General features: G+C 65.9%; 22 protein-coding genes. 19 read left to right on the forward strand and 3 right to left on the reverse strand.

Features of this window, described 5'->3' with window-relative positions; genetic code table 11:
- Positions 1-27 precede the first annotated feature (27 nt).
- The 17 genes from NNY25_RS01895 (at position 28) to rlmN (ending at position 16077) form a co-directional block, all read left to right on the forward strand.
- On the forward strand, positions 28-798 hold the full coding sequence (locus NNY25_RS01895; RefSeq protein WP_265569663.1) for a DUF2569 family protein: 771 nt from the start codon (positions 28-30) through the stop codon (positions 796-798).
- Positions 799-1222: 424 nt separating this feature from the next.
- Positions 1223-1414: a Flp family type IVb pilin gene (locus NNY25_RS01900; protein ID WP_265569664.1), complete on the forward strand. Its 192-nt coding sequence runs from the start codon at positions 1223-1225 to the stop codon at positions 1412-1414.
- Between the two features lie 174 nt (positions 1415-1588).
- Positions 1589-2515, forward strand: coding sequence for a Flp pilus assembly protein CpaB (gene cpaB, locus NNY25_RS01905; RefSeq protein WP_265569665.1), 927 nt, complete (start codon positions 1589-1591; stop codon positions 2513-2515).
- Positions 2505-4010: a type II and III secretion system protein family protein gene (locus tag NNY25_RS01910; protein ID WP_265569666.1), complete on the forward strand. Its 1506-nt coding sequence runs from the start codon at positions 2505-2507 to the stop codon at positions 4008-4010. Before cpaB ends, NNY25_RS01910 begins: the two co-directional genes overlap by 11 nt.
- Positions 3994-4275 (forward strand): hypothetical protein, encoded by a 282-nt coding sequence (locus NNY25_RS01915; RefSeq protein WP_265569667.1) that lies wholly within the window; start codon positions 3994-3996, stop codon positions 4273-4275. Before NNY25_RS01910 ends, NNY25_RS01915 begins: the two co-directional genes overlap by 17 nt.
- Before the next feature lie 18 nt (positions 4276-4293).
- Positions 4294-5895, forward strand: coding sequence for a pilus assembly protein TadG-related protein (locus tag NNY25_RS01920; RefSeq protein ID WP_265569669.1), 1602 nt, complete (start codon positions 4294-4296; stop codon positions 5893-5895).
- Positions 5892-6416 carry a TadE/TadG family type IV pilus assembly protein gene (locus tag NNY25_RS01925; protein WP_265569670.1) on the forward strand — a complete coding sequence of 175 codons (525 nt, stop codon included), beginning with the start codon at positions 5892-5894 and terminating at the stop codon, positions 6414-6416. The genes NNY25_RS01920 and NNY25_RS01925 overlap by 4 nt, the downstream gene beginning before the upstream one ends.
- A complete protein-coding gene (locus tag NNY25_RS01930; protein ID WP_265569671.1) occupies positions 6413-7027 on the forward strand; it encodes a TadE/TadG family type IV pilus assembly protein in 615 nt (204 codons plus the stop codon). Before NNY25_RS01925 ends, NNY25_RS01930 begins: the two co-directional genes overlap by 4 nt.
- A gap of 14 nt (positions 7028-7041) precedes the next feature.
- On the forward strand, positions 7042-8247 hold the full coding sequence (locus NNY25_RS01935; RefSeq protein WP_265569672.1) for a CpaE/TadZ family protein: 1206 nt from the start codon (positions 7042-7044) through the stop codon (positions 8245-8247).
- A 108-nt stretch (positions 8248-8355) separates the two neighbouring features.
- A complete protein-coding gene (locus NNY25_RS01940) occupies positions 8356-9663 on the forward strand; it encodes a TadA family conjugal transfer-associated ATPase (RefSeq protein WP_338112494.1) in 1308 nt (435 codons plus the stop codon).
- The gene (locus tag NNY25_RS01945) at positions 9663-10661 is read left to right on the forward strand and encodes a type II secretion system F family protein (RefSeq protein ID WP_265569674.1); all 999 of its coding nucleotides are present in this window, start codon (positions 9663-9665) and stop codon (positions 10659-10661) included. Before NNY25_RS01940 ends, NNY25_RS01945 begins: the two co-directional genes overlap by 1 nt.
- A 3-nt stretch (positions 10662-10664) precedes the next feature.
- Positions 10665-11639 carry a type II secretion system F family protein gene (locus NNY25_RS01950; protein ID WP_265569675.1) on the forward strand — a complete coding sequence of 325 codons (975 nt, stop codon included), beginning with the start codon at positions 10665-10667 and terminating at the stop codon, positions 11637-11639.
- Positions 11640-11642: 3 nt separating this feature from the next.
- The gene (locus tag NNY25_RS01955; RefSeq protein WP_265569676.1) at positions 11643-13118 is read left to right on the forward strand and encodes a tetratricopeptide repeat protein; all 1476 of its coding nucleotides are present in this window, start codon (positions 11643-11645) and stop codon (positions 13116-13118) included.
- Complete coding sequence (locus NNY25_RS01960; protein ID WP_265569677.1) at positions 13118-13921, forward strand: tetratricopeptide repeat protein; 804 nt, start codon at positions 13118-13120, stop codon at positions 13919-13921. The genes NNY25_RS01955 and NNY25_RS01960 overlap by 1 nt, the downstream gene beginning before the upstream one ends.
- Positions 13918-14388, forward strand: a complete 471-nt coding sequence (locus NNY25_RS01965; protein ID WP_265569678.1) for a prepilin peptidase — start codon at positions 13918-13920, stop codon at positions 14386-14388. The genes NNY25_RS01960 and NNY25_RS01965 overlap by 4 nt, the downstream gene beginning before the upstream one ends.
- On the forward strand, positions 14388-14852 hold the full coding sequence (locus NNY25_RS01970) for a hypothetical protein (RefSeq protein ID WP_265569679.1): 465 nt from the start codon (positions 14388-14390) through the stop codon (positions 14850-14852). The genes NNY25_RS01965 and NNY25_RS01970 overlap by 1 nt, the downstream gene beginning before the upstream one ends.
- A gap of 28 nt (positions 14853-14880) precedes the next feature.
- Entirely contained in the window at positions 14881-16077 is a 1197-nt protein-coding gene (rlmN, locus tag NNY25_RS01975) for a dual-specificity RNA methyltransferase RlmN (protein WP_265569680.1), read from the forward strand.
- Here rlmN and NNY25_RS01980 read toward each other — a convergent pair.
- Positions 16068-17303, reverse strand: coding sequence for a DUF418 domain-containing protein (locus NNY25_RS01980; protein WP_265569681.1), 1236 nt, complete (start codon positions 17301-17303; stop codon positions 16068-16070). The genes rlmN and NNY25_RS01980 overlap by 10 nt on opposite strands.
- 123 nt (positions 17304-17426) lie before the next feature.
- Here NNY25_RS01980 and NNY25_RS01985 point away from each other — a divergent pair, with 123 nt between their 5' ends.
- Positions 17427-18659 (forward strand): SAM-dependent methyltransferase, encoded by a 1233-nt coding sequence (locus NNY25_RS01985; RefSeq protein ID WP_265569682.1) that lies wholly within the window; start codon positions 17427-17429, stop codon positions 18657-18659.
- A 4-nt stretch (positions 18660-18663) separates the two neighbouring features.
- Positions 18664-20175: a hypothetical protein gene (locus NNY25_RS01990; RefSeq protein WP_265569683.1), complete on the forward strand. Its 1512-nt coding sequence runs from the start codon at positions 18664-18666 to the stop codon at positions 20173-20175.
- On the opposite strand, the gene NNY25_RS01995 is transcribed toward NNY25_RS01990, so the two are convergent.
- Both NNY25_RS01995 and NNY25_RS02000 read right to left on the reverse strand, forming a co-directional pair.
- Complete coding sequence (locus tag NNY25_RS01995; RefSeq protein WP_265569684.1) at positions 20172-21152, reverse strand: glycosyltransferase family 2 protein; 981 nt, start codon at positions 21150-21152, stop codon at positions 20172-20174. The genes NNY25_RS01990 and NNY25_RS01995 overlap by 4 nt on opposite strands.
- A gap of 16 nt (positions 21153-21168) precedes the next feature.
- Positions 21169-21879, reverse strand: a complete 711-nt coding sequence (locus tag NNY25_RS02000) for a class I SAM-dependent methyltransferase (protein WP_265569685.1) — start codon at positions 21877-21879, stop codon at positions 21169-21171.
- Positions 21880-22024: the final 145 nt, after the last annotated feature.

A 22024-nucleotide genomic window follows, 5' to 3' on the forward strand; every position in this document is an offset into this window, starting at 1 on the left:
TTGGTTCCGACTTCGAAAGACTGCCCGATGATCCAGACCGTCACGCTCACCCTGCAAGGCCGTGCAGCGCATCTGCTGTCGCGACTCGAAGTGGGCCTGCCGCGGATCATGACCGTGTGGCTGCTGCTGGCCATGTCGGCGTGCAGCCTGCGCGTCGGGCTCGGCGTCGCGGGCAAGGGGGCGACCGGGCTGACGACGGCGTTCCCGTACATTCTCGTGACCATCGCGCCGCTGGTGTCGATGGGCTTCGCGCTCAAGTGGTTCGCGCAGGGCGAGGAGATGCAGGGGCCGAAGACGCGCCTGGCGCGCTACGGCCACTGGCGCGACGTGTCGCTCGAGGAAGCGCGCGCGCATCCGCTGTTCGGTGCGGGCGGCCTGATGGTCTCGCTGCTGATCGGGATGCTGCTCAACGTGCCGGTGCGTATGATGGAATATCTCGTCGCGATTCCCGCGATCGCGGTGGACGTGCCGACCTGGCTGTCGACGCTCCACCTGATGGCGACGCTCGATGTCGTGCTGCTCTGCTCGCTCTATTCGATCGCGTTCGTCGCGGCGCTCAAGCGTGCCCCGATCTTCCCGCGGCTGCTGGTCTCGATCTGGATCGTCGACATCGCGATGCAGCTCGTCATCGCCAAGATGGTCGCCGCGCAGGGCCTCCCGGCGAGTGTTGCCGAGCCGCTTCACACGCTGCTCGACGGAAACGGCAAGAAGGTGCTGATCAGTGCGGCCATCTGGGCGCCCTACCTGATCCTCTCGCGCCGCGTGAACGTCACCTACCGCCGCCGCGTCGAGATTTAGTCCACAGACCGAGTCGCAAACTGCCCAAACGCCGATTTTCGTGGCCGAGTCGTGCGCCTGACACGAACGGCTCGGAGCTTCCGTGCCGCCATTTCAGCAAGACGAGAGTCCAGATTCGGGACAATTCTGAGCGCAGAGCTTAACCTGCGTTAACCCCGATATTTCGCCGAATTCGGCCGATTTCCGCGGCCTGTAAAGAATTTGGAAACGGCTGCGGAATTAACACGCGTTAAATCGGATTGGTTGACTCAAAGTTAAAGCGGAGTCAGCTTCCACTCATCCGACGCGGACTGCTCGCCGTGCGGAAACGGGTGAGGCGCCTTCGGGCATGAGCCTAGTTTTCCACAGGGCATGAGGTGACGGACGGGCGTCCCTGACGGGGCATCCGCATCGTACAAGTATTGGGTGAGATAGGGGACAGGACATGAACAAGTTCATTTCGATGATCAAAGACGAGTCGGGTGCTTCGGCGGCCGAATACGCGCTGATCCTTGCGATCATTGGTGCCACGCTCGCGATTGCCGCGGTCGCCCTGGGCGGCGCGATCGGCAATGCGATCGACGACACCACCAACTGCATCGAAGCCGGCGAGAACGCGACCACTTCCATTTGCTAATCCGGCGCCCCGATCGGGGCATGCAAAAAGAGACGGCCGGCCCTTCAAACGGCCGGCCGTTTCTACTTCCGGCCTCTGCATTCGGCGAGTGTGACACGTCTGTCACACGGGAAAGCTAGGAAAACTGCCAGAGGACTGATATAGGTTAAGCCCAAACAGGGGGGTGAGGCGCCAATGCAACGACAGTCGCTCATTGCCATCGCCATCGCGGTCGTCCTCGGACTGGTCGCCGTATGGGTTGCCAACAGCTGGTTTTCCGCACGCGAAGCGCGGATCGAGGCCGCAAACTCCGGAACGCAGCGCATCGCGGTTGCCGCGGTGCCGATGAATTACGGATTCGAGATTAAGCCCGAACATATCAAGTTCGCCAACTATCCGGCCGACGCGCTGCCGCCAGGCACCTTTTCGTCGCTCGAGGAATTGCTGCCTGCGGGCAAGGCGCGCCACGTGCTTCGCCCGGTGCAGATCAACCAGCCGATGCTGGCGGCCGACTTGACCGGCGAAGGCGAAGGGGCCTCGATCGCGGCGATCCTTCCGGCGGGGATGCGCGCCACGACCGTCCAGATCAACGCCGTCTCCGGCGTCGCGGGCTTCATCAAGCCCAACGACACGGTCGACGTGCTCATCACGCGCCAGCCGCTCGGGAATGCCGGTGCCGGAGGCCAGGTCACCGACGTCCTCCTCCAGAACATCCGCGTCATCGCGATGGACCAGAATGCGAAGGACGATCCCAATTCGCCGGCCAACGTCTCGAGCACCGCAACGCTAGAGGTCACGCCGGTCGACGCGCAAAAGCTCGTGCTCGGCCAGCAGCTGGGCTCGCTCAGCCTGGTGCTGCGCAAGCCGGGCGAGCAGGAGAATATTCCGATCGTCGAGACGGTCAGCCTGACCGACCTTCGGTACGAATTGTCGAACGCCTATCGCCGCGACGGCGACGCTGCGACCGAAGCGGCCGCACCTGCGCCGCGGCCGCGCACACAGGTCGTGCGGCGTCCGGCAAGAACGGTTCGCCAGTCGCCGCCGCCTCCCCCTGCCAACAAGGTGGAGGTGACGCGCGGTACCCAGTCCAGCGAATATGAGGTGGGGGAATATGCGCGCTGAGAAGAAATGGATGGCCGGCCTCGCCGCCGGCCTGATGGCCGCGACCGCGGTCCTCGCCGCGCCTGCGTCGGCGCAGATCGTCGCCGAGGCGGAGGGGGTTCATGCCGGCGAACTGGCAGTCCCGGTCAACAAGAGCCAGGTGCTCAGAACCGACCGCCGGTTCCAGAGGGCGTTGATCGGCAATCCCGAGATCGCGGACGTCCTGCCGCTGACCGACCAGTCGCTCTATGTGCTGGGCAAGTCGGTCGGGACGACGAGCCTCACGCTTTACGACGGTCGCAATAACCTCATCGCAGTGGTCGACGTGGCAGTCGGGCCCGACGTGACCGGGTTGCGGCGCCAGCTGTCCGACCTGATGCCGGGGGATACGCTCGGCGCACGGATGGTCAACGACAGCATCGTGCTCGAGGGTATCGTGTCGTCGGCGGTCGCCGCCGACCGCGCGGTGCAGCTGGCCGAGGCCTATGCGCCAGGCCGCGTCATCAACATGCTTTCGATCGGCTCGTCGCAGCAGGTGCTGCTCGAGGTCCGCTTCTCCGAGGTCAAACGCACCGCGCTCAAGGATCTCGGTATCGGCATGTTCGTCACCGACGAGGACGTTCAGGGTTCGATCGGCAGCGGCGCCAGCCTGACGCCGGGCGACGATTCCGATTCCAACTCGGGGTTCGGCAACGGCGTACTCGGACTGAGTTCGATCACGGACGCGTTCGGCGTGTTCACTGGCGACTTCCCGCTTCTGGGGGCCAATATCAGCCTCGCGCTCGACGCGCTGGAGCGCAAGGGCGCGGTGACGACTCTGGCGGAACCGACGCTGGTCGCGCTGTCAGGCGAAACCGCGAGTTTCCTCGCGGGCGGCGAGTTCCCGATCCCGGTTGCGCAGAATTCGACCGGATCGGGAAGCGCGATCACGGTCCAGTTCAAGCCGTTCGGCGTGAGCCTGGCCTTCACGCCCACGGTGCTGGCCGACGGGGTAATCAACATCGTCGTGGCTCCCGAGGTCAGCTCGATCGACACGTCCGCGTCCGTCACCATCAACGGGCTGGTGGTCCCGGGACTGTCGACGCGGCGCGCACAGACGGTGCTCGAACTGCGCGACGGAGAGAGCTTCGCGCTTGCCGGACTGCTGCGCACCGATTTCCAGGACACGGTCAACCAGTTTCCGATCCTCGGCTCGCTGCCGATCATCGGCACGCTGTTCCGGTCGACCAATTTCCGGCGCGAGGAAACCGAACTGGTGATCATCGTGACGCCGCGGCTGGTGCGTCCGGTTCCGGCCGGTTCGCTCAAGGTTCCGACCGACGGAGCGCTGCCGCCTGACGAGATCGACCTGTTCCTGCTCGGCAAGACCGACAGCGGCGTGCCTGCGCTGAGCCTGCCCACCAAGCAGCCCGAGGGCGTGTGGTACCCGATCGGCGAACCGCCAACGAGCCAGGCGCCCGGCATGGGCGGTGTCGATCCCGATGCATTGGAGGACGATTATGGCCACGACCTTTAAGCCGCTGGCCGGAATCGGCCTCGTCGCACTGCTCGGCGCGTGCGCGCCTGTCGCGCATCATTACGGCGAGGCGGTGAAGTACAATACCGCTGTCCAGACGATCAATCCCGCGCCGGTCTATCCGGCTGGGGGCGCGCAGCCCGGCGACAGCGGCGAACATGGCTCGGACGCCGTGCAGCGCTATCGCGACGACAGCGTCAAGCAGCCGTCGCGCGAAAGTGCGAGCGGCGGAGTCGGAGGTGGAAGCAGCGGGGGGCCTAGATAGGTCTGAAGGACATGGATCATGGCTCGGTATGAAAAGTTCTGGCGTAATGAGGACGGGGCAGTCGCCCCGACCATCGGGCTAACCGCCTTCCTGCTCGTCGCAGCCGGCGGCGTCGCGTTCGACTATGCCCGGCTGGCGACCCTCGATACCGAAATGCAAAGCGCGGCCGACCAGGCGGCGCTCGCCGCCGCGACCCAACTCGACCAGAATAGCGGGACGATCACCCGCGCGACGGCCGCCGCCAACCGCCTGATCGAGAACCGTACCTTGTTGTCCAACGACAGCGGTGCGCGTGCGATCGGCATCGCGTCGGTGTCCTTCTACGCCACGGCCGCCCATGCGCAGGTCGCGAACGGCAACGCATGCCCGAGCGCCAACAAGGTGACGACCGATGCCGACGCGCATTTCGTGTGTGTGCAAACGGTCGGGCGCACAGCCAACTTCGCGCTGACGCCCGTAGTCGGGGCGTTTCGCGGTACCGCGACGGGCGTCGCGGTCGCCGGGCTGGGCTCGGCGATCTGCAAGACCCCGCCGATCATGCTGTGCAATCCCGACGAGCCTCCGACCAACACGAGCGAGACGCTGTCTTATAATCCGGCCAGGGGTGCCGGATTGCGCCTCGTGACGGGCGATGCAACGGTGCCGGGCAATTTCGGCTGGCTCGAATCCGGGATCGGCACGGGGGCCAACGCGCTCAAGGGTTCGCTCGGCTACAACAGTCCGCCTGGCTACTGTCAGCCGACCTCGGGCGTGACGACCAAGCCTGGCATGACAACCTCGGTGCTGACCGCCATCAACACTCGTTTCGACGTGATGGAAAACGGCAACAACTGCCCGAGCCAGCCGGGCGGGGTTTGCTCGCCTGCGATGAATACGCGCAAGGACCTGGCGTGCCCCGGGTCTGACCTCGCCTGCACGGGGGCGTGGCAGCACGTTCCCTACAATCCCAATTTCGTCGATCATGACTCGGATGCGTCCACGCCGACGGTGCAGGGCGCGCTCCCGAGCGACGGTTCGATGGACCCCGCGATCATGGGTTATCCGCACGACTACTGCCACTCGGGGAAAATCGGCCAGTTCACATGCGGGATCGCCGGCAACGGCCAATGGGACGCCGATGCCTATTTCCGGGTGAATTACGGCTGGGATTCGGCGACGTGGAAGACCTATTTCACGACCACGGATCCCGACACCGGGGTGTCCACCTTCACGTTCCCGCGCCGCTACGACGTCTATCGTTGGGAGCTTTCGAACCCCAATTTCAGCGGCGTCGGCATCGACAACGCTCAGGCCGTGGGCAGCAATTACGCCCATTCGCGTCCCGCCTCCGGCGTCGGCGGTGTCGATTTCAGTGCGAGTCAGCCCGATCGCCGCCTGATCGCGATCGCGGTGCTCAATTGCCAGGCGCTCGTGGTCAAGGGCAAGACGACCAATGTCGAGGTAGCCGATTGGATCAACGTCTTCATGGTCGAGCCGACGCTCAAGCGCGGCACCGGCAACGAATCCGACCTGTGGACTCGCGACAAGGATCTCTACGTCGAATTCGTCGAGAAGATCGACGTCAGCAATGGCGAGAACAACCTGCCGGTGCGGCGCGACACGCCGTATCTCCTCAAATGAAGAACCGCGGACTTCGCCAGTGCCGCCGCGGCGCGGCGGCGGCCGAGTTCGCGCTCGCGCTGCCGTTGCTGATGGTCATCCTCGCCGGGGCCATCGAGCTGGGGTTCTATCTCTACAGCGAGCATCGTCTGGTCGAGGCCGTGCGCGACGGCGCTCGCTATGCGTCGCGCCAACCCTTTTCCGAATTCGCGACCTGCTCCGGCTGGACGCCGTCGAGTACGCTGTCGACCAATACGAAGCGGATCGTCCAGAAGGGTTCGCTGGACAGTTCGGACCCCGATCTCCTGTGGGGCTGGGGTGAGACAGGCGAAAGCTTCACGATGACGCTCAGCTGCGTCAGCGCGGTCTCCTACTCGGGGAACAATGTCACGATGGATGGAATCTACGCCGACTCTACGAGCGGGGCACCGGTCGTCACGGTGCGTGCATCGATCCCGCACCAGTCGGTGTTCGTCCTGTTCGGGTTCGACCCGATGACCCAGCTCAATGCCCGGGGCCAAGCCGCGGTGATGGGCATATGACGCTGCGCCGCCTCCTTCTCGACACGCGCGGCGCCGGTGCCGCCGAGTTCGCCATGGTCGTGCCGCTGCTCGCCCTGTTCATGCTCGGCATCATCGATGCCGGCCGCATGATGTGGGAACTCAACGAGGTGAAGAAGGCCGCGGCGCAGGGCGTGCGCTTCGCCATCGTCACCGACCCGGTCGAGGGCAAGCTCGCGTCGGCCGACTATGTCGGGAAGACGGTGGGTGGGGTCACGCTGACACAAGGAGACCGGATTCCGGCAGCCGGGCTGGGCAAGGTCGTGTGCGACGACACGAGCTGCACCTGCACGGGCACCTGCTCGCCGCTTGGCGGGACGACCTACAGTTCGGCGGCGTTCAACGCGATCGTGGCGCGCATGCGACTCCATTATCCGCAGATCGCCGCCGACAATGTCACCGTCACCTATTCAGGATCGGGCCTTGGCTATGCAGGAAACCCTGGCGGCCCGGACATCTCCCCTCTGGTCACGGTGACCGTTTCGGGCCTCGAGTTCCAGCCGGTCACGGCGATGCTGCTGACCTCGTTTACCCTTCCGACCGAACGCGCCTCGCTGACCGCCGAGGACATATCGGGCACTCAGAGTCACTAGGAGCGTAAGGCGTCATGTCGATCATCGATCCCAATGCCCACGACCGCAAGGGATGGCACGCAGGCGGACACCACCCGCCGGTGCTGCTGTTCCTGACCGGTGCGGCGGGCGATCCCGGGGCACTGGCCGGCGTCGAAGTGGCCGGCTTTCCGCTCCAGCTTTCGATCATCGACGACAAGACGGAGCTTGGCCCGAACGACCTACGCGGCGCGGCGGCGGCGGTAATCCAGATCCGGCCGGACGATGACGAGGGCATCCAGCGTTTCGCCGAGATCGCAGCCGCGACGTCGACCCCGCTCCTGGCGGCCGCGTTCGAGCCGCCGCTGGCGTTCGTCCGCCAGCTGATCCGCGCGGGCGCCCACGACGTCGTTCCGCTCCCGCTCGATATTGCCGACCTTGAAGCATCGATCCATCCGCTGGCGAAAGAGTTTGCCGCTCGCAAGCGCAGCCAGGCGTCCGGCCACGAACGCTCCGTCATGTTCATCAAGTCCGAGGGCGGAGTGGGAGCGACCTCGCTCCTGTCCCAGCTCACGACGCGCTTTGCCGAGAGCGAGGCTGCGGCAGGGCGCGAAGTCTGCCTGCTCGATCTCGACATGCAGTTCGGCGATGCCGCCTTCGTGCTCGGCCTGCGTCCGCGACTTACCCTTGCGGATCTCGTGGAAGCCGGCGACCGGATCGACGGCGAATTGCTGCGGTCGACCGCGACCGACCATCCCAGCGGACTCAAGATCGTCGCGGCGCCGCCCGAGATCTTGCCGCTCGAGGCGCTCGACGCCGACCACGCCTTTCGCATACTCGATCTGGCCAAGCGCGAGTTCGGAACGGTATTCGTCGACCTGCCGATGAACTGGACCAATTGGTCGCTGTCTCTGGTCGGGCGCGCCGACATCGTCGTGATGGTGACCGAACTGTCGATCCCGTCGCTCAACCGGGCGCGACGCCAGCTCGATCTCCTTTCGGAACAGGGACTCGGGAACATCGACGTTCGGGTCGTTGTCAACCGGTTCGAAAAGGGACTGTTCAAGAAACTGACGCGCGCGGACGCGGAGCATGTGCTGGGCCGACAGGTCGATTACACTGTCTGCAACGACCATGCGACGATGAGCGAGGCGCTGGAGCGCGGGGTGCCCATCGCGCACGTGAAGCGGCGCAGCGCCCTGGGCAAGGATCTCGACCTGCTCGACGGCGGGCTGGCCGCCGGTCTCGGACTGGAGCGCTAGACGATGTGGCAGATCAAGAAATCCAAGGGCATGACCGCAGAAGACGCCCATGACGGCAGCGCCAACGACGATTTCGCCAGGCGCAATCGGGAGGAAGCCCGCAAACTGATGACCACCGGCGATGCCGGGGCCTTTGCGCAGCGCGACCTCCACACCGACCTCAAGGTGGAACTGCACCAGCGGCTGCTCGACCGCATCAACCTTTCCGCCCTCGACAGCATGTCGCGCGAGCAGATCGCCGACGAGATCGGCGACCTCGTCGCCGAGGAGCTCGCCAGGACCGAGCACGCGCTCAACGCTGCCGAGCGCAAGCAGATGGTCGAGGACGTGCTCGACGAACTGCTCGGGCTCGGCCCGCTCGAGCCGCTCCTCAAGGACACGACCATCACCGACATTCTGGTGAACGGGTTCGAGCGCATTTACGTCGAGCGCTACGGCGTGCTCGAGCCGACCAAGGTGCGGTTCAAGGACGAGCGTCACCTCATCCGTATCATCCAGAAGATCGTCTCGGCGGTCGGCCGCCGCATCGACGAAAGTTCACCGCTGGTTGACGCGCGCCTCGCCGACGGAAGCCGCGTCAACGCGGTCGTGCCGCCATTGGCGCTCGACGGGTCGCTGCTCTCCATTCGCAAGTTCGCCAAGGTACCGATCAGCCTCGACCGCCTGGTCGAGATCGGCTCGGTGCCGCAACAGGTGGCCGAAGTGCTCGAGGGTATCGTCAAGGCACGCCGTAACGTGCTCATCTCGGGCGGCACCGGTTCGGGCAAGACGACCATGCTCAACGCGATGAGCGCGTTCATCGACCACAGCGAGCGTATCGTCACGATCGAGGATTCGGCCGAACTCCAGCTGCAGCAGGATCACGTCGCTCGGCTCGAGACCCGCCCGCCCAACATCGAGGGGCGCGGAGAAATAACCCAGCGCGACCTCGTCAAGAACGCGCTGCGCATGCGTCCCGACCGCATCATCGTCGGCGAGGTGCGCGCCGGGGAGGCATTCGACATGCTCCAGGCGATGAATACGGGTCACGAGGGATCGATGACCACGGTTCACGCCAATACGCCGCGCGACAGTCTGAGCCGCGTCGAGCAGATGATCGGCATGAGCGGGATCGACATTCCCGCCAAGGCCGCGCGCCAGCAGATCGCGTCTGCAATCAACGTCGTGATCCAGGTCTCGCGTCTGTCCGACGGCCGTCGCAAGCTGGTCAGCCTGTCGGAAATTACTGGCATGGAAGGCGACGTCATCACGCTCCAGGAGATCTTCCGCTTCCGCCAGACCGGTATCGATAGCGAGGGCATCGTCAAGGGCGTGTTCGAGGCGACCGGCATCCGGCCCCGCTTCCTCGACCAGACGATGGCGCATGGCGTCGACCTGTCGCCCGAACTCTTCCGGCCAGACACGAGGTTCGATTGATGGATATCTGGCTGCGCGCCCTCATCCTGGCGCTCGTCTTCGCGGCGGTGCTGATCATCGTCGAGCGGATCGTCGGCGGTGTGATCCGCAGCCGCGCGGCGGGTGGGGCGATCAACAAGCGCCTCGACATGATCGCCAAGGGTGCGACGCACGAAGAGACCATGCTCATCCTGCGTCGCGGCGATTACGATCCGCGCAGCAATATGCCGAGCATTCTGGGCGGGTGGGCAAGCTGGATTCACCAGTTGCTGGTCCAGGCAGGGATCACGACCGGGGCGGGCCGCATCGTCGTGCTGCTGATGGTGTTGCCGCTGGCGATCTTCCTGGCTTTCGTCCTGCTCTTTTCGCTGGCCGGGTACGTGATTTCCCCGGGACGCATCCTGCTTCTGGGAACGGTCGCGGCGGTTCTCGGGGTAGCCTTCCCGATGACGATCCTGCGGGTCATGGCGACGCGGCGCCGGCGCCGGATGGGCGAACAGTTCCCGGTGGCGCTCGACGTGTTCGTGCGCGGACTTCGCGCGGGCCACCCGGTCGCGGCCGCGCTCGAACTGCTGACCACCGAAATGCCCGACCCGATCGGCAGCGAATTCGGCCTCGTGGTCGACGAGGTGACCTATGGCGCCGACCTACGTGACGCGCTCGATGAGATGGCCGACCGCTGGGACATCGAGGACATCCGCATGTTCGTCGTGTCGCTGTCGGTCCAGTCCGAGACGGGCGGCAATCTGGCGGAGATCCTAGAGAACCTCACGAAGGTGATCCGCGAACGTCAGGCGATGGTGATGAAGGTCCGCGCCCTCTCCAGCGAGGGGCGCATGACCGCGTTGATGCTCTCGGTCCTACCGCTGGTCGCGCTGGTAATCACTTTCCTCGGCAACTCGTCCTTCTTCCTCGACGTCGCCGATGACCCGATGTTCATTCCCTCGTTCGGCGTTCTCATCCTGATGTGGGTGATCGGCGTCATGATGATCCGCAAGATGATCGACCTCAAGGTGTAGCCGATGTTCGACTTGATCCTAGAAAGTGACGGCGCGCGCCTGGTCGTCCTCGCCCTTCTCTTTCTCGCGGTCGTCGCGCTGGTCTATTTCGTCGGCCAGTCGGTGACGGGGCGAGCGGCGGTGCGAGAGCGTCTCGACGCCGCGGCCGGCCAACATGAAGTCGACGCCGACGGACTGTCCCTGCGTGCGGACGTCACGCGCGGGCGCTGGGTGGATCTTGTCAACGCGGTCGAGAAAGCCGGTGTCAACCTCGTCGACACGAAGGACGAAACGCTGCGCAAACGGCTGATCGCAGCGGGCTACAAGTCGCCGGTCGCCCCGCGCGTCTACACGCTGGTCCGGCTGACTGCCGTGATCGTGCTGCCGATCCTCGTCATCACCTACACCTACCTGCTCGGCGAGCGTCCGAGCCTCGTCAAACTCTACTTCGCGACGATCATCTCCGCAGCCGCTGGCCTTTACGTCCCCTCCTTGTTCATTCGTGCCAAGGCCGACCGCCGGCGCGAAGCCATCATCAATGGGTTTCCCGACGCGCTCGACCTCATGCTAGTGTGCGTCGAAGCGGGGCTCGGGATCGAGACGGCCTTCAGCCGCGTCGGCATGGAAATGGCAAGATCGCACCCGCTGCTCGCCGAACAGTTCGGCGCGGTCGTGCTCGAGTTGCGCGCCGGTCGCAGTCGCGAGGACGCGCTCAGGCGCATGGCGGACCGCGCCGGCGTCGACGAGATCCGCGCCTTCGCGACGCTGCTGATCCAGTCGACCAAGCTGGGGTCGTCGGTCGCGCAGACGCTGCGCACCTATGCTGCGGAAATGCGCGACAAACGCCGCATGCGCGCCGAGGAAAAGGCACACCGCCTGCCGGTGCTGCTGTCGGTGCCGCTGGTCGGTTGCATGCTGCCGGTGATGATCGGCGTGCTGATGGTGCCCGCGGTGATCCGCATGGTGCGCGTGATGCTGCCTGCATTGGGGGGAGAATGATCCATGACCCGTACGTTCACGCTCGCTGCTAGCTCGCTCACCGCCCTGGCGGTCGCGGCCTGTGCATCCGACAAGATCGAGATCCGTCAGATCGCCTCGCCCATCCAGCAGGGCGACATGGCGGTCGCTGACCGGCTCGCGGAAGCGGCCGGACAGATGCGGCTCGGCAATATCGGCCTGGCGCTCGAATCGTACAGGAAGGCGCTGCGCACCTCGCCGACCAGTGTCGGGGCGCATGCTGGCATCGCGCGCGCCTACGACCAGATGGGACGCTTCGACCTGTCGATGAACCATTACCAGCAAGCGCTGGCACTGCGGCCCGACGAGCCGCGGCTCTACCGGATGCTCGCAGCATCGCTCAAGCGCCAGGGTCGCCCGGTCGACGCCGCGCGCGTGATGGCCGAAGCGCAGACGCGTGCGGCCGCGCTGGCGGCTCGCGAGGAGGCGCTGGCGACGATGGCGTCGGTCGAGGCCGAGACCGAGGCGCCGGCCCCGATGCCGGCTCCCGTTGCCGAACCCGAATTCGACCAAGCCGAATTGACGGCGGAGCGCGAGCGCGTGCTGGCCGCGGCGCACGCCCGTCCCGATTTCGCCGCAGAAGCGATCGAGGCGCGCGAGGCGCTGGCCGCGGCCGAAAAGGCGCTCGCGAGCCTTCCCGAACGCCCGGTCGAGTTTCTCGGCCCGCCCTCGCGGCCCGAACTGGTTGCAGGATCGCTTGCGGTCGTGCCCGAGCCACTGCGCGCGTCCGGCGTGACCGTGCGCCTGCCCGCCGCCGCCGCCAGGCCGATGCCGCAACGCGTTGCCGCGCCCGCGCGGGTGATGGCCAATGCGCCCAAGGCGCCTGGAGTGCGCACCAAGGTCGTGTCGGGCTCGCTCGTGACCGAGACGGTCGAGTTCGCGCCGCAGCGCATCGCCGCGCCCGAGCCCGATCTTGTCGCCGTGGCCGCGCCGGTGGCCGCACCGGGCCCGCGGCTCGAGCGGTTGAGCGGGGGCGAGGTGGCGCTCGTCACCAGTGCCGATCCGATCTGGCAGGAGCCGCCGGTGGTGACGCTGGCGAGCGCGCCCGAAAGGCCCGAACTTCCCGCTGATCGTCCGCTCGAAATCCGCAGCGACAAGGTCGCCCTGCTCGACATGCCAAAGGTCGCGCGGCCGCTGCTCAACCCGCCTGCGCTGACACGCTCGGCGGTCGAGCCCGCGCCCGTCCTGCTGGTCGCGGCGGGCCAATCGACGCGGGTTGCCGAACTGGCGCGCGAGCATCTCGACGCGCAGGGGCTGGCCAACGTCACGATCGACCGGTCGCCCACCGCGCGGCGCCATTCGATCCTGCTCTATCCCAAGGGTCGGCGCGAGGAAGCGCTGGTACTGGCGCGGCGCTTCGGCTTCCGCATCGTCGCGCAGCCGGGGCCGGTCACGGAGATGGTGCTCCACCTCGGTAGCGATGCTGCCGGGTTCGATTGGCAGCCGGCCGTTCGCGGCTGATGATCCTAGCACTGGCCCTCGCGCTGGGGGCGGCCCAGCCGCTCCCGACCGAGGTGCGCGCCCAACTCGACGAGGCGGCGCATGCGCTTTCGATGGGGCGGACCATTCAGGCGCGCGCGATGCTGGCCGAAGCAGTGCGGCAAGGCGCGCGCGGGGAGCCGCTCGACCGGCTGATGGCCGACCTCGACTTTGCCGAAGGCAAGCATGAGCGCGCGCTGGCCTATTATCGCCAGCTGCTCGCGGCCAATCCCGACGACGCGATCCTGATCGAACGCGCCGCGATCTCGGCGCTCGAACTGGACAAGGAGACCGAGGCGCGTGCGCTCCTGTCGCGCCTCTCGATCGCGCAGGCGACGCGCTGGACAACGCTCAACGCGATGGGAGTGATGGCCGACCGGGACGGGCGCTACGAGGTCGCGCGCGAGGCCTATGCCGCGGGGCTGGCGATGGCGCCCGAAGAACCCAAGTTGCTCAACAATCTCGGCTGGTCATTGCTGCTGCAGGGGCAATGGGCCGATGCGCTCGTCCCGCTCGAGGCGGCGGCGCGGTTGGCACCCGAAAACCCGAAAATCCTCGCTAATCGCGACCTGGCCCGCATGGCGATGAGCGCGGAATTGCCGGTGCGAAGGCCGGGGGAAAACGGGGCGAACTATGCCGCGCGCCTCAACGATGCGGGGGTGGTCGCGGCGGCGCAGGGGGACAAGCCCAAGGCCGTCGCCGCCTTTACCCGCGCGCTCGAAGCTTCTAGCCGATGGTACAAGCGCGCCGCCGACAATCTGGCGCGGATCGGGGGGAAGAAATGAATTTGATCGCAATGGTGCCCGACTGGCTGGCCGCCATCTTCGCCGCGCTCCTGCTGGCCGCCGCGGTCGAGGACGTGTGGCGCATGAAGATCAGCAACTGGACCGTGCTCGCGCTGCTGGTCGCGGCAGTGGCGGCGATCTTCGTGGTCGGCTTCGAGGTCGACGCGTGGAAGAACCTCGCCATCCTCGTCGTCGGACTGACACTCGGCACCTTCATGTTCTCGGCCGGCTGGATGGGCGGCGGCGACGTCAAGCTGACGGTGGCGGCGCTCGTCTGGTTCTCGGTCATCGGCGCGCTGCAGACGCTGGCCGCGATCGCGCTGGCGGGGGCGGTGCTGGTCATCGTCACGATGGTCACGCGCGGCGTCGGGCTGGGCGAGAAGAAGCGCGGCCGGATGGTCAGCTACGGCGTCGCGGTGGCGGCCGGCTCGCTGCTGATGGCCGCATTCGAGCGCGGACTGGTGTGATGATCGCGGCGCTGCTCGCAGCGCTGGTGGCGCCCGAGACGGTGGCCGCCGACGGACGCTGGGCTGCCTTCCGGCTGGACGACGGGACGTGCGAGGCGCGCGGGCGCGCTTGGCGGCATCTGACGGACAAGGAGCGCCAACCGCTGGCCCGCTTCGTGTTCGACGAAAGCGGGCGGATGGTCGGGCTCAACGTCCAGTTGCGTCGGTTGCAGCGGGCCGGATCGAGCGTGATGCTGGCGGTCGACGAAGCGAGCTTCCTTCTCGAAGGCGAGGGGCGGCAGGCGTGGACCAAGGACGGCGAACAGGGGCTGGCGATCGTCGATGCGCTGCGCACTGGCGCGCGGATGCGGGTGACGGGGCACGCGACCTCGGGCGGGCGTTTCACCGACTATTACCCCCTCGACGGGGTCAATACGGCGATCGACGCGGCCGCGGCAGCGTGCGCGAATTCACTGGAAAAATGAGGGGCTTGCCCCTATGTGGCGCCCACTCATGAGCGCCGATACCAACCTGATGCCGATTCCCGGCCAAGTCGATCCCGTGCCTGTCGCGCGGGCCCCGCAGCCCATGGCAGACGGGCGGATCAACCTCGTCGGCCTGCCCAAGGAGGTGCTGCGCACGGTCCTGATCGAAGCGGGCATGGCGGAGAAGCAGGCCAAGCTGCGCGCCAAGCAGATCTGGCACTGGATTTACAATCGCGGTGCGACCGATTTCGAGGCGATGACCGATATCGCCAAGGCGCAGAAGCCGTGGCTCGAGGAGCGCTTCACCATCCGCCGTCCCGACGTGGTCGAGGCGCAGGTCTCGACCGACGGCACGCGCAAGTGGCTGCTGCGCACGCATGACGGCCACGACTACGAGATGGTGTTCATCCCCGATGCCGACCGCGGGACGCTGTGCGTGTCGAGCCAGGTCGGGTGCACGCTCAACTGCCGCTTCTGCCACACCGGCACGATGCGTCTTGTCCGCAACCTCGAACCCAACGAGATCGTCGGGCAGGTAATGCTGGCGCGCGACGCGCTGGGCGAATGGCCGAGCCGTCCGGAAGGCCGCATGCTCACCAACATCGTGATGATGGGGATGGGCGAGCCGCTCTACAATTTCGACAATGTCAGCCAGGCGCTTCACATCGTCATGGACGGCGATGGGCTCGGCCTGTCGAAGCGCCGCATCACCTTGTCGACATCGGGCGTGGTGCCGATGATGGGGCGTTGCGGCGACGAGATCGGCGTCAACCTTGCCGTCTCGCTCCACGCGGTGACCAAGGAAATCCGCGACGAGATCGTGCCGATCAACAAGAAGTACGGCATCGAGGAACTGCTGCAGGCGTGCGCCGACTATCCTGGCGCCAACAATGCGCGCCGCATCACGTTCGAATATGTGATGCTCAAGGACAAGAACGACACGGACGAGGATGCGCGCGAGCTGGTGCGGCTGCTCAAGCACTACAAGCTGCCCGCGAAGGTCAATCTCATCCCGTTCAACCCGTGGGACGGCGCGCCCTACGAATGCTCGACCCCCGAACGCGTGAAGCGGTTCAGCGACATCGTGTTCGAAGCGGGCATTTCCGCGCCGGTGCGCACGCCCCGCGGCCGCGACATCGATGCGGCGTGCGGCCAATTGAAGACCGCGGCCGAGAAGAAGTCACGCGCGCAGATCGATCGCGAGGCGGCGGCCGGTCAGGCCTGAGCCAGGCGCCGCATCGCCGGCATCTCCCCGTAGGTCAGCGCGCGCCACGCCCATTCGAGCGGGCCGAAGCGGAAGGCCTTGAGCCACAGGTGCGAGAAGACGATCTGCAGCGCGAAAAAGGCGAAGCAGAGCGCCATCACCTGCGCCGGTCCGATGCGGCCGGCTAGCGCGAGGCCCGGGCCGATCCCGGTCAGCACGAACATGTGCAGGAAGCTCTGCATCACGTAGTTGGTGAGCGCCATGCGCCCGACCGGTGCGAACATCCTTGCGAGGAACGACCAGCTTCCCGAGTGGAACAGAAGGATGAGCCCGGTCGCATAGCCGATGTCGAGGATCGGCACGCCGAGATAGTGAAGGAAATGCGGGAGCGGTTCGGGGGCCGACAGGAAGTCGAACTCCATCGCCGTGTAAAGCGCCTCCATCGCGAGACCCAGCGGCAGGGTGACCATGCACAGACGGCGCACCTGCGGGAGCAGGTCGCCCATGCGCTGGAACCAGCCCTTGCGCGCGATCCACGCGCCGACGAGGAAGCGGCCGAGCACGTAGAGCAGCCAGCCGACGACCAGCGCGCCGAGCACGTATTCGTACTTGGCGACCTCGTAATAGTTGGCGACCCAGGCGCCGTAATCGCCGCCATGGAGGACCTGCTGGCGAGCGGCTTCGGCGCTATCGTTGAACACGACGCCTTCCGACCAGTCCTTGAGCCCGGTGATCTTGCGGATCCAGTCGATCGTCGGCTTGGCGAACAGGCCTAGGACCAGCCCTGCCCACAGCATCGCCTTCATCGAAAGGCCGCGCAGCGCGAACAGGGCGAAGCCCATCAGCGCGTACATGTGGAGGATGTCCCACGGCCAGATGAAGAACATGTGGATGAAGCCGAAGACGGTCAGGACGACGAGGCGCCGCAGGTAGATTCGCTCGAAGTCCGCGCCCTTGGCGCGAAGCCGCTCCATCATCACCCAGAAGCCGATGCCGAACAGCGTACCGAACAAGGTGTTGGCCTTGTCCGAGACGAGCCAGGACAGGCCGAGCAGCGCGGCGCGGTTGTCGCTTGCGGCCAGCCACGCCTCGCGCTGCTCGCCGGTGGCGGTGTTGCCGGTAAATGCGAACCAGCCGAGGTTCGCAAGGAGAACGCCTAACAGGGCGAAGCCGCGCAGCACGTCGAGTTCGCCGATACGCTCGGCCGACGTGACCGGCGCGGCGCCGGTCTTCAGCTGGTCTTCCATGAGACCCTCCCCCTTTGTGTCGTGGAGCGGACATTACGCTTCGAATTGATCTGGGGCAATCGCGAGTGCGCTTGCGCCGCGCGAACGCAGCGGGCAGGGTCGCGATCAATTCGAGGGGAGACGATGATGCTCGCAATGGTGTCCAAGCTGGTCGACGGCCTGCTGACCGACGGACGGCTGAAGCTGGTCGGTCCGGACGGCGAGGTGCACGAGGTCGGCAAGGGTTCGGGCGAGCCGCTCGTCGTGCGGCTTCACGACCGCAAGGTCGCGCGCGAACTGGTCCTCAACCCGCGCCTCAAGCTGGGCGAGGCCTACATGGACGGGCGGCTGACGATCGAGAACGGCTCGATCCTCGACTTCCTCGAAATCGTGCAGAAGTCGAATCGCTGGGAGGAAGGCAAGGCGTCTGGCGGCTTCTTCGCGCGCGGCAAGCTGACCGGCGTCAAGCGCTGGATCCGCCGCAACTCGCCCGCCGCCTCGCGCCGCAACGTCGCGCATCACTACGATCTGGGCAACGATCTCTACGATCTCTTCCTCGACCAGCGCCGCCAGTATAGCTGCGCCTACCTCACCGACCCCGACAACGACCTCGAGACCGCGCAGCGCGACAAGCTCGCGCACATCGCGGCCAAGCTGCATATGCGCGAAGGCGACCATGTCCTCGACATCGGCTCGGGCTGGGGCGGGCTCGCACTGGCACTCAACAAGGTCGCGGGCGTCAGGGTCACCGGCATCACGCTGTCGACCGAGCAGCTCGCCTACGCGCGCGCCAAGGCGGAGGCGGCGGGCGTGGCCGACAAGGTGAAGTTCGAACTGGTCGACTATCGCAAGCTTGAGGGGCAGTTCGACCGGATCGTCTCGGTCGGCATGTTCGAACATGTCGGCGAGGCGCATTACGATGAATTCTACGCGGCGTGCCGGCGGCTGCTCAAGCCCGACGGGGTGATGCTGCTGCATACGATCGGAAAGCTGGGCAGCGCGGGCGCGCCCGACCCGTTCACCGACAAATGGATCTTCCCGGGCTATCACATCCCCTCGCTCTCGCAGATGTGCACGGCGAGCGAGAAATCGCGACTGATCGCGAGCGACGTCGAAACGCTCAGGTTGCATTACGCCTATACGCTCAGGCACTGGCTCGAGCGGGTCGAGAAGCATCGCAAGGACGTGATCCGGCTGTACGACGAGCGCTTCTACCGGATGTGGTGCTTCTACCTGTCGGGCGGGATCGTGATGTTCGAGGACGGGGCGGCGTGCAACTACCAGGTCCAGTACGTGCGCGACCGGCGCGCACTGCCGATCACGCGCGACTACATGGTCGAGACCGAAGCGCTCTACCGCGAGCGGCTGGCGGGATAGGGCAATGCCGGCGGGCGACACGCACGACTGGTGGGAGCGCGGGTCGACCTGGCTCTTGCTCGGGCTAGTCTTCGCCCTGCCGTTCGCGTTCGCGCCGATCCCGCCGCTGACCGACCTGCCGGGCCATGTCGGGCGCTATGCGGTCATGCTCGACGGCGGGCAGTCCGCGACCCTGTCCCAATGGTATCGCTACAGCATGGCGCCGGTCGGCAACCTCGGCGTCGACCTCGTGGTGCTCGCGCTCGCGCCGCACGTCGGCCTGCTGGCGACGGTCAAGTGGACCGTGCTGGCGATCCCGCCATTGACCGTCACCGGGTTCTGGGCGGTGGCGAGGCAGGTGCACGGGCGCCTGCACCCCTTCACCCTGCTCGCGATCCCGTTCGTGACGGGCCATCATTTCATCTTCGGGTTCGTCAACTTCGCGCTGGGGATCGCGTTGGCCTTTTGGGTCTTCTGGCTATGGATACGTCTGGACGGGCGGGGGTGGCTGCGTGCGCTCCTGATCGTGCCGCTATCGCTGATCGTCTATTTCTCGCACGTCTACGCGTGGGGCGTCCTCGGCCTGATGGTGGGTTCGCACCAGCTGATGCGTCACCGTGCGCAGGGAGCGGGGTGGATCGCGGCGGCATGGAAGGCGGGAATGGACTGTCTTCCGTTGTGCCTTCCGTTGGCACAGCTCGTCTTCTGGCGGGCGGGCGCGAGCGCCGAAATCGCCTACTGGGCAGACCTCAAGACCAAGGGCATGTTCCTGGTAGCCCCCTTGCGCGACCGCTGGCTGTTGGCGGACGTCTACCTCTTCACCGTCCCGCTGCTGGCCCTGTATCTCGCCGCGCGGCGCAAGGGCGTGCGGTTCGACGGCGAACTCGCGCTGCCTGCAGGCATCATGTTCCTCGTCTTCCTCCTTCTCCCGCGGATCGTGTTCGGGTCGAACTATGCCGACATGCGCATCTACCAGTTTGCGCTGGCGCTGGGCCTGCTGGCGATCGTGGCGGCCGGCAAGCGGGACGAGCGACGAGAGGCGCTGTTCGCATGGGGCATCCTCGGCTTGCTGGCGGTCAGGGTCGGGCTGCTTGCGGCGAGCGGCGCCATCGCGACACGCGATCAACGTGATGCGATCGCGCTGATCGAGCCGCTGCCGCAGGGCACGCGACTGCTGCAACTGACGCTGCCCGATTGCGGAAACATCTGGGCGCTGCCGCGGTCAGGCCATCTTGGGGCCTTCAATGTCGCACTGAATGACGGCTTCTCAAACGATCAGTGGAAGATGGGGGGAGCGAACGGGCTCGAAATTTCTCATCTTCCTGCGGGCGAATGGCAGAATGATCCCAGTCAGGTGACCAAGCACGCCCCGTGCGGCCGCAAGGATACCAGGCCGTTCGAATGGTCGATGGCGAATTTCCCGCGCGCCGCGTTCGACAATGTGCTGGTCGTGGGCGAGATGCCGGTGGAGCCCAGCCCGGACCTGCGCCCGGTGGCCGGGCGCGGGTCGATGACGCTTTTCGAGGTCGACCGCTAGAGGCGGCGATCGAAGCTGCGAGCCACGCGCGGATCGTCGAGGTCGATCCCGATCCCTTCGCGCACGATGTAGAGCGGTCGGCGGCGGGTCTCGACGAGGATGCGCCCGACATATTCGCCGAGCACGCCCAGCGAAATGAGCTGGATCGAGCCAAAGAACAGGACCGCGACCATGAGCGAGGCATAACCCGGGACGTCACGACCGAAGATCAGGGTCCGCACGACGATGAAGGCGGCGTAGAGCAAAGTGAGGGTGGCGATCCCGGCCCCGAGGAAGCTCCAGACGCGAAGCGGCAGGGTCGAGGACGAAGTGATCCCGTCCATCGCGAGCATCCACATGCGCCGGTAATTATACTTGCTCTCTCCCTCTTCGCGGTCGGGCCGGACGAACTCGACGGCCTCCTCGCGGAAACCGGCCCAGGTCGACAGGCCGCGCATGAAGCGATTGCGTTCGGGCATCGACCGCAGGACGTCGATCACCTTGCGATCCATCAGCCGATAGTCGCCGGCATGCATCGGGATCTTCTCACTGCTGATCATGTTGTGGGTGCGGTAATAGAGATCGGCGGTCATGCGCTTGGAAAAGCTGTCGGCTTCGCGATTGGCACGGATGCCGTAGACGATGTCCGCGCCCTCTCGCCACTTGGAGATCATGGCAGGGATCGCCTTGGGGTCGTCCTGCAGGTCGACGTCGATGGGGATGACAGCGCGGCCTCGCGAATGTTCGATGCCGGCGGCCAGCGCGCCTTCCTTGCCGAAATTGCGCGACAGGCTGATCGCCTTGACGCGCGCATCGCGCGCATGGAGGTCGGCCAGCCTGGGCAAGGTGTCGTCGCCGCTCCCGTCATCGACGAAGATGATCTCGAACGACGAGGCGACCGGATCGTCCAGCGCCTCGAGGATCGGCACGACGTGATCGACGAAGCGGGCGACCGACGCCTCCTCGTCTTTGACGGGCACGATGATGCTCAGTTCCATTAGATTACTCCTGAGGTCACGCTTGTCGCGGCACGAGATGCGCGACGATCGAAACACCGAACGGGAGTGGAAGGCGGCCCGCGAAGGGTCGCTCCAACGAAAAGATGAAATGCAAGAGGCGATTGATAGAGGGACGAGGCAACTCGGTGCCGACGGCAGCCCCCTTTTTCGCATGCGAGGCGATGCGCGCTACAGCCACCGCTGGAAACAGAAAGGTGTTGAAGTAACTCGCGAAGGAAACGTCGAATCCTGCTGCGTTTGCTGCGTCGATCAGTCGCCTTCGCGTATAGCGGCGGAAATGCTGGTTCACTTCGTCATGCTCACTCCACAACCATTGGTATGCAGGCACTGTGACGACGACGGTTCCGCCGGGCTTGAGAAGCCGGTGAAGCCCCGACAAGGCTGGAATGTCATGCTCGACATGTTCGATCACATCGAACAGGCACGCTAGATCGTAGGCTCGGTCAGGAACTCCCTCCAGGTCCGGCATCGCGGCATCGATCACTGGTCTCCCGAGGCGCTGCTGAGCAACTGCTCGCGATTCCGCTTCTAGTTCGACTGCGTCGACTTGGCCGAAGCGGGAGAGCATCCCGAGATTGTGTCCGGTGCCGGTGCCGATCTCGATCAGGCGGGCGGCAGCCGGCAGCTCTACACGGCGCGTGATGAAGTCGGCCAGGATCGCGCGCCGCGCACGATACCACCAGTGCACCTCGTCGGTCCTCGCCATCTGGCGATGCAAGCTGACGTCCATCGTGCCCCCCAAAGGCCATCACGCAACAGGGGCGGAGTATGACCCGCATTGCCCTCATGCGTAAAGGCCGGGCGACACCCGGCGGTGTGCCCGGCCCGTATTGGGACGCCGGTGTGGCGCG

Origin of the sequence: Sphingomicrobium nitratireducens, from assembly GCF_026157035.1 — a bacterium.
GTDB lineage: Bacteria > Pseudomonadota > Alphaproteobacteria > Sphingomonadales > Sphingomonadaceae > Sphingomicrobium > Sphingomicrobium nitratireducens.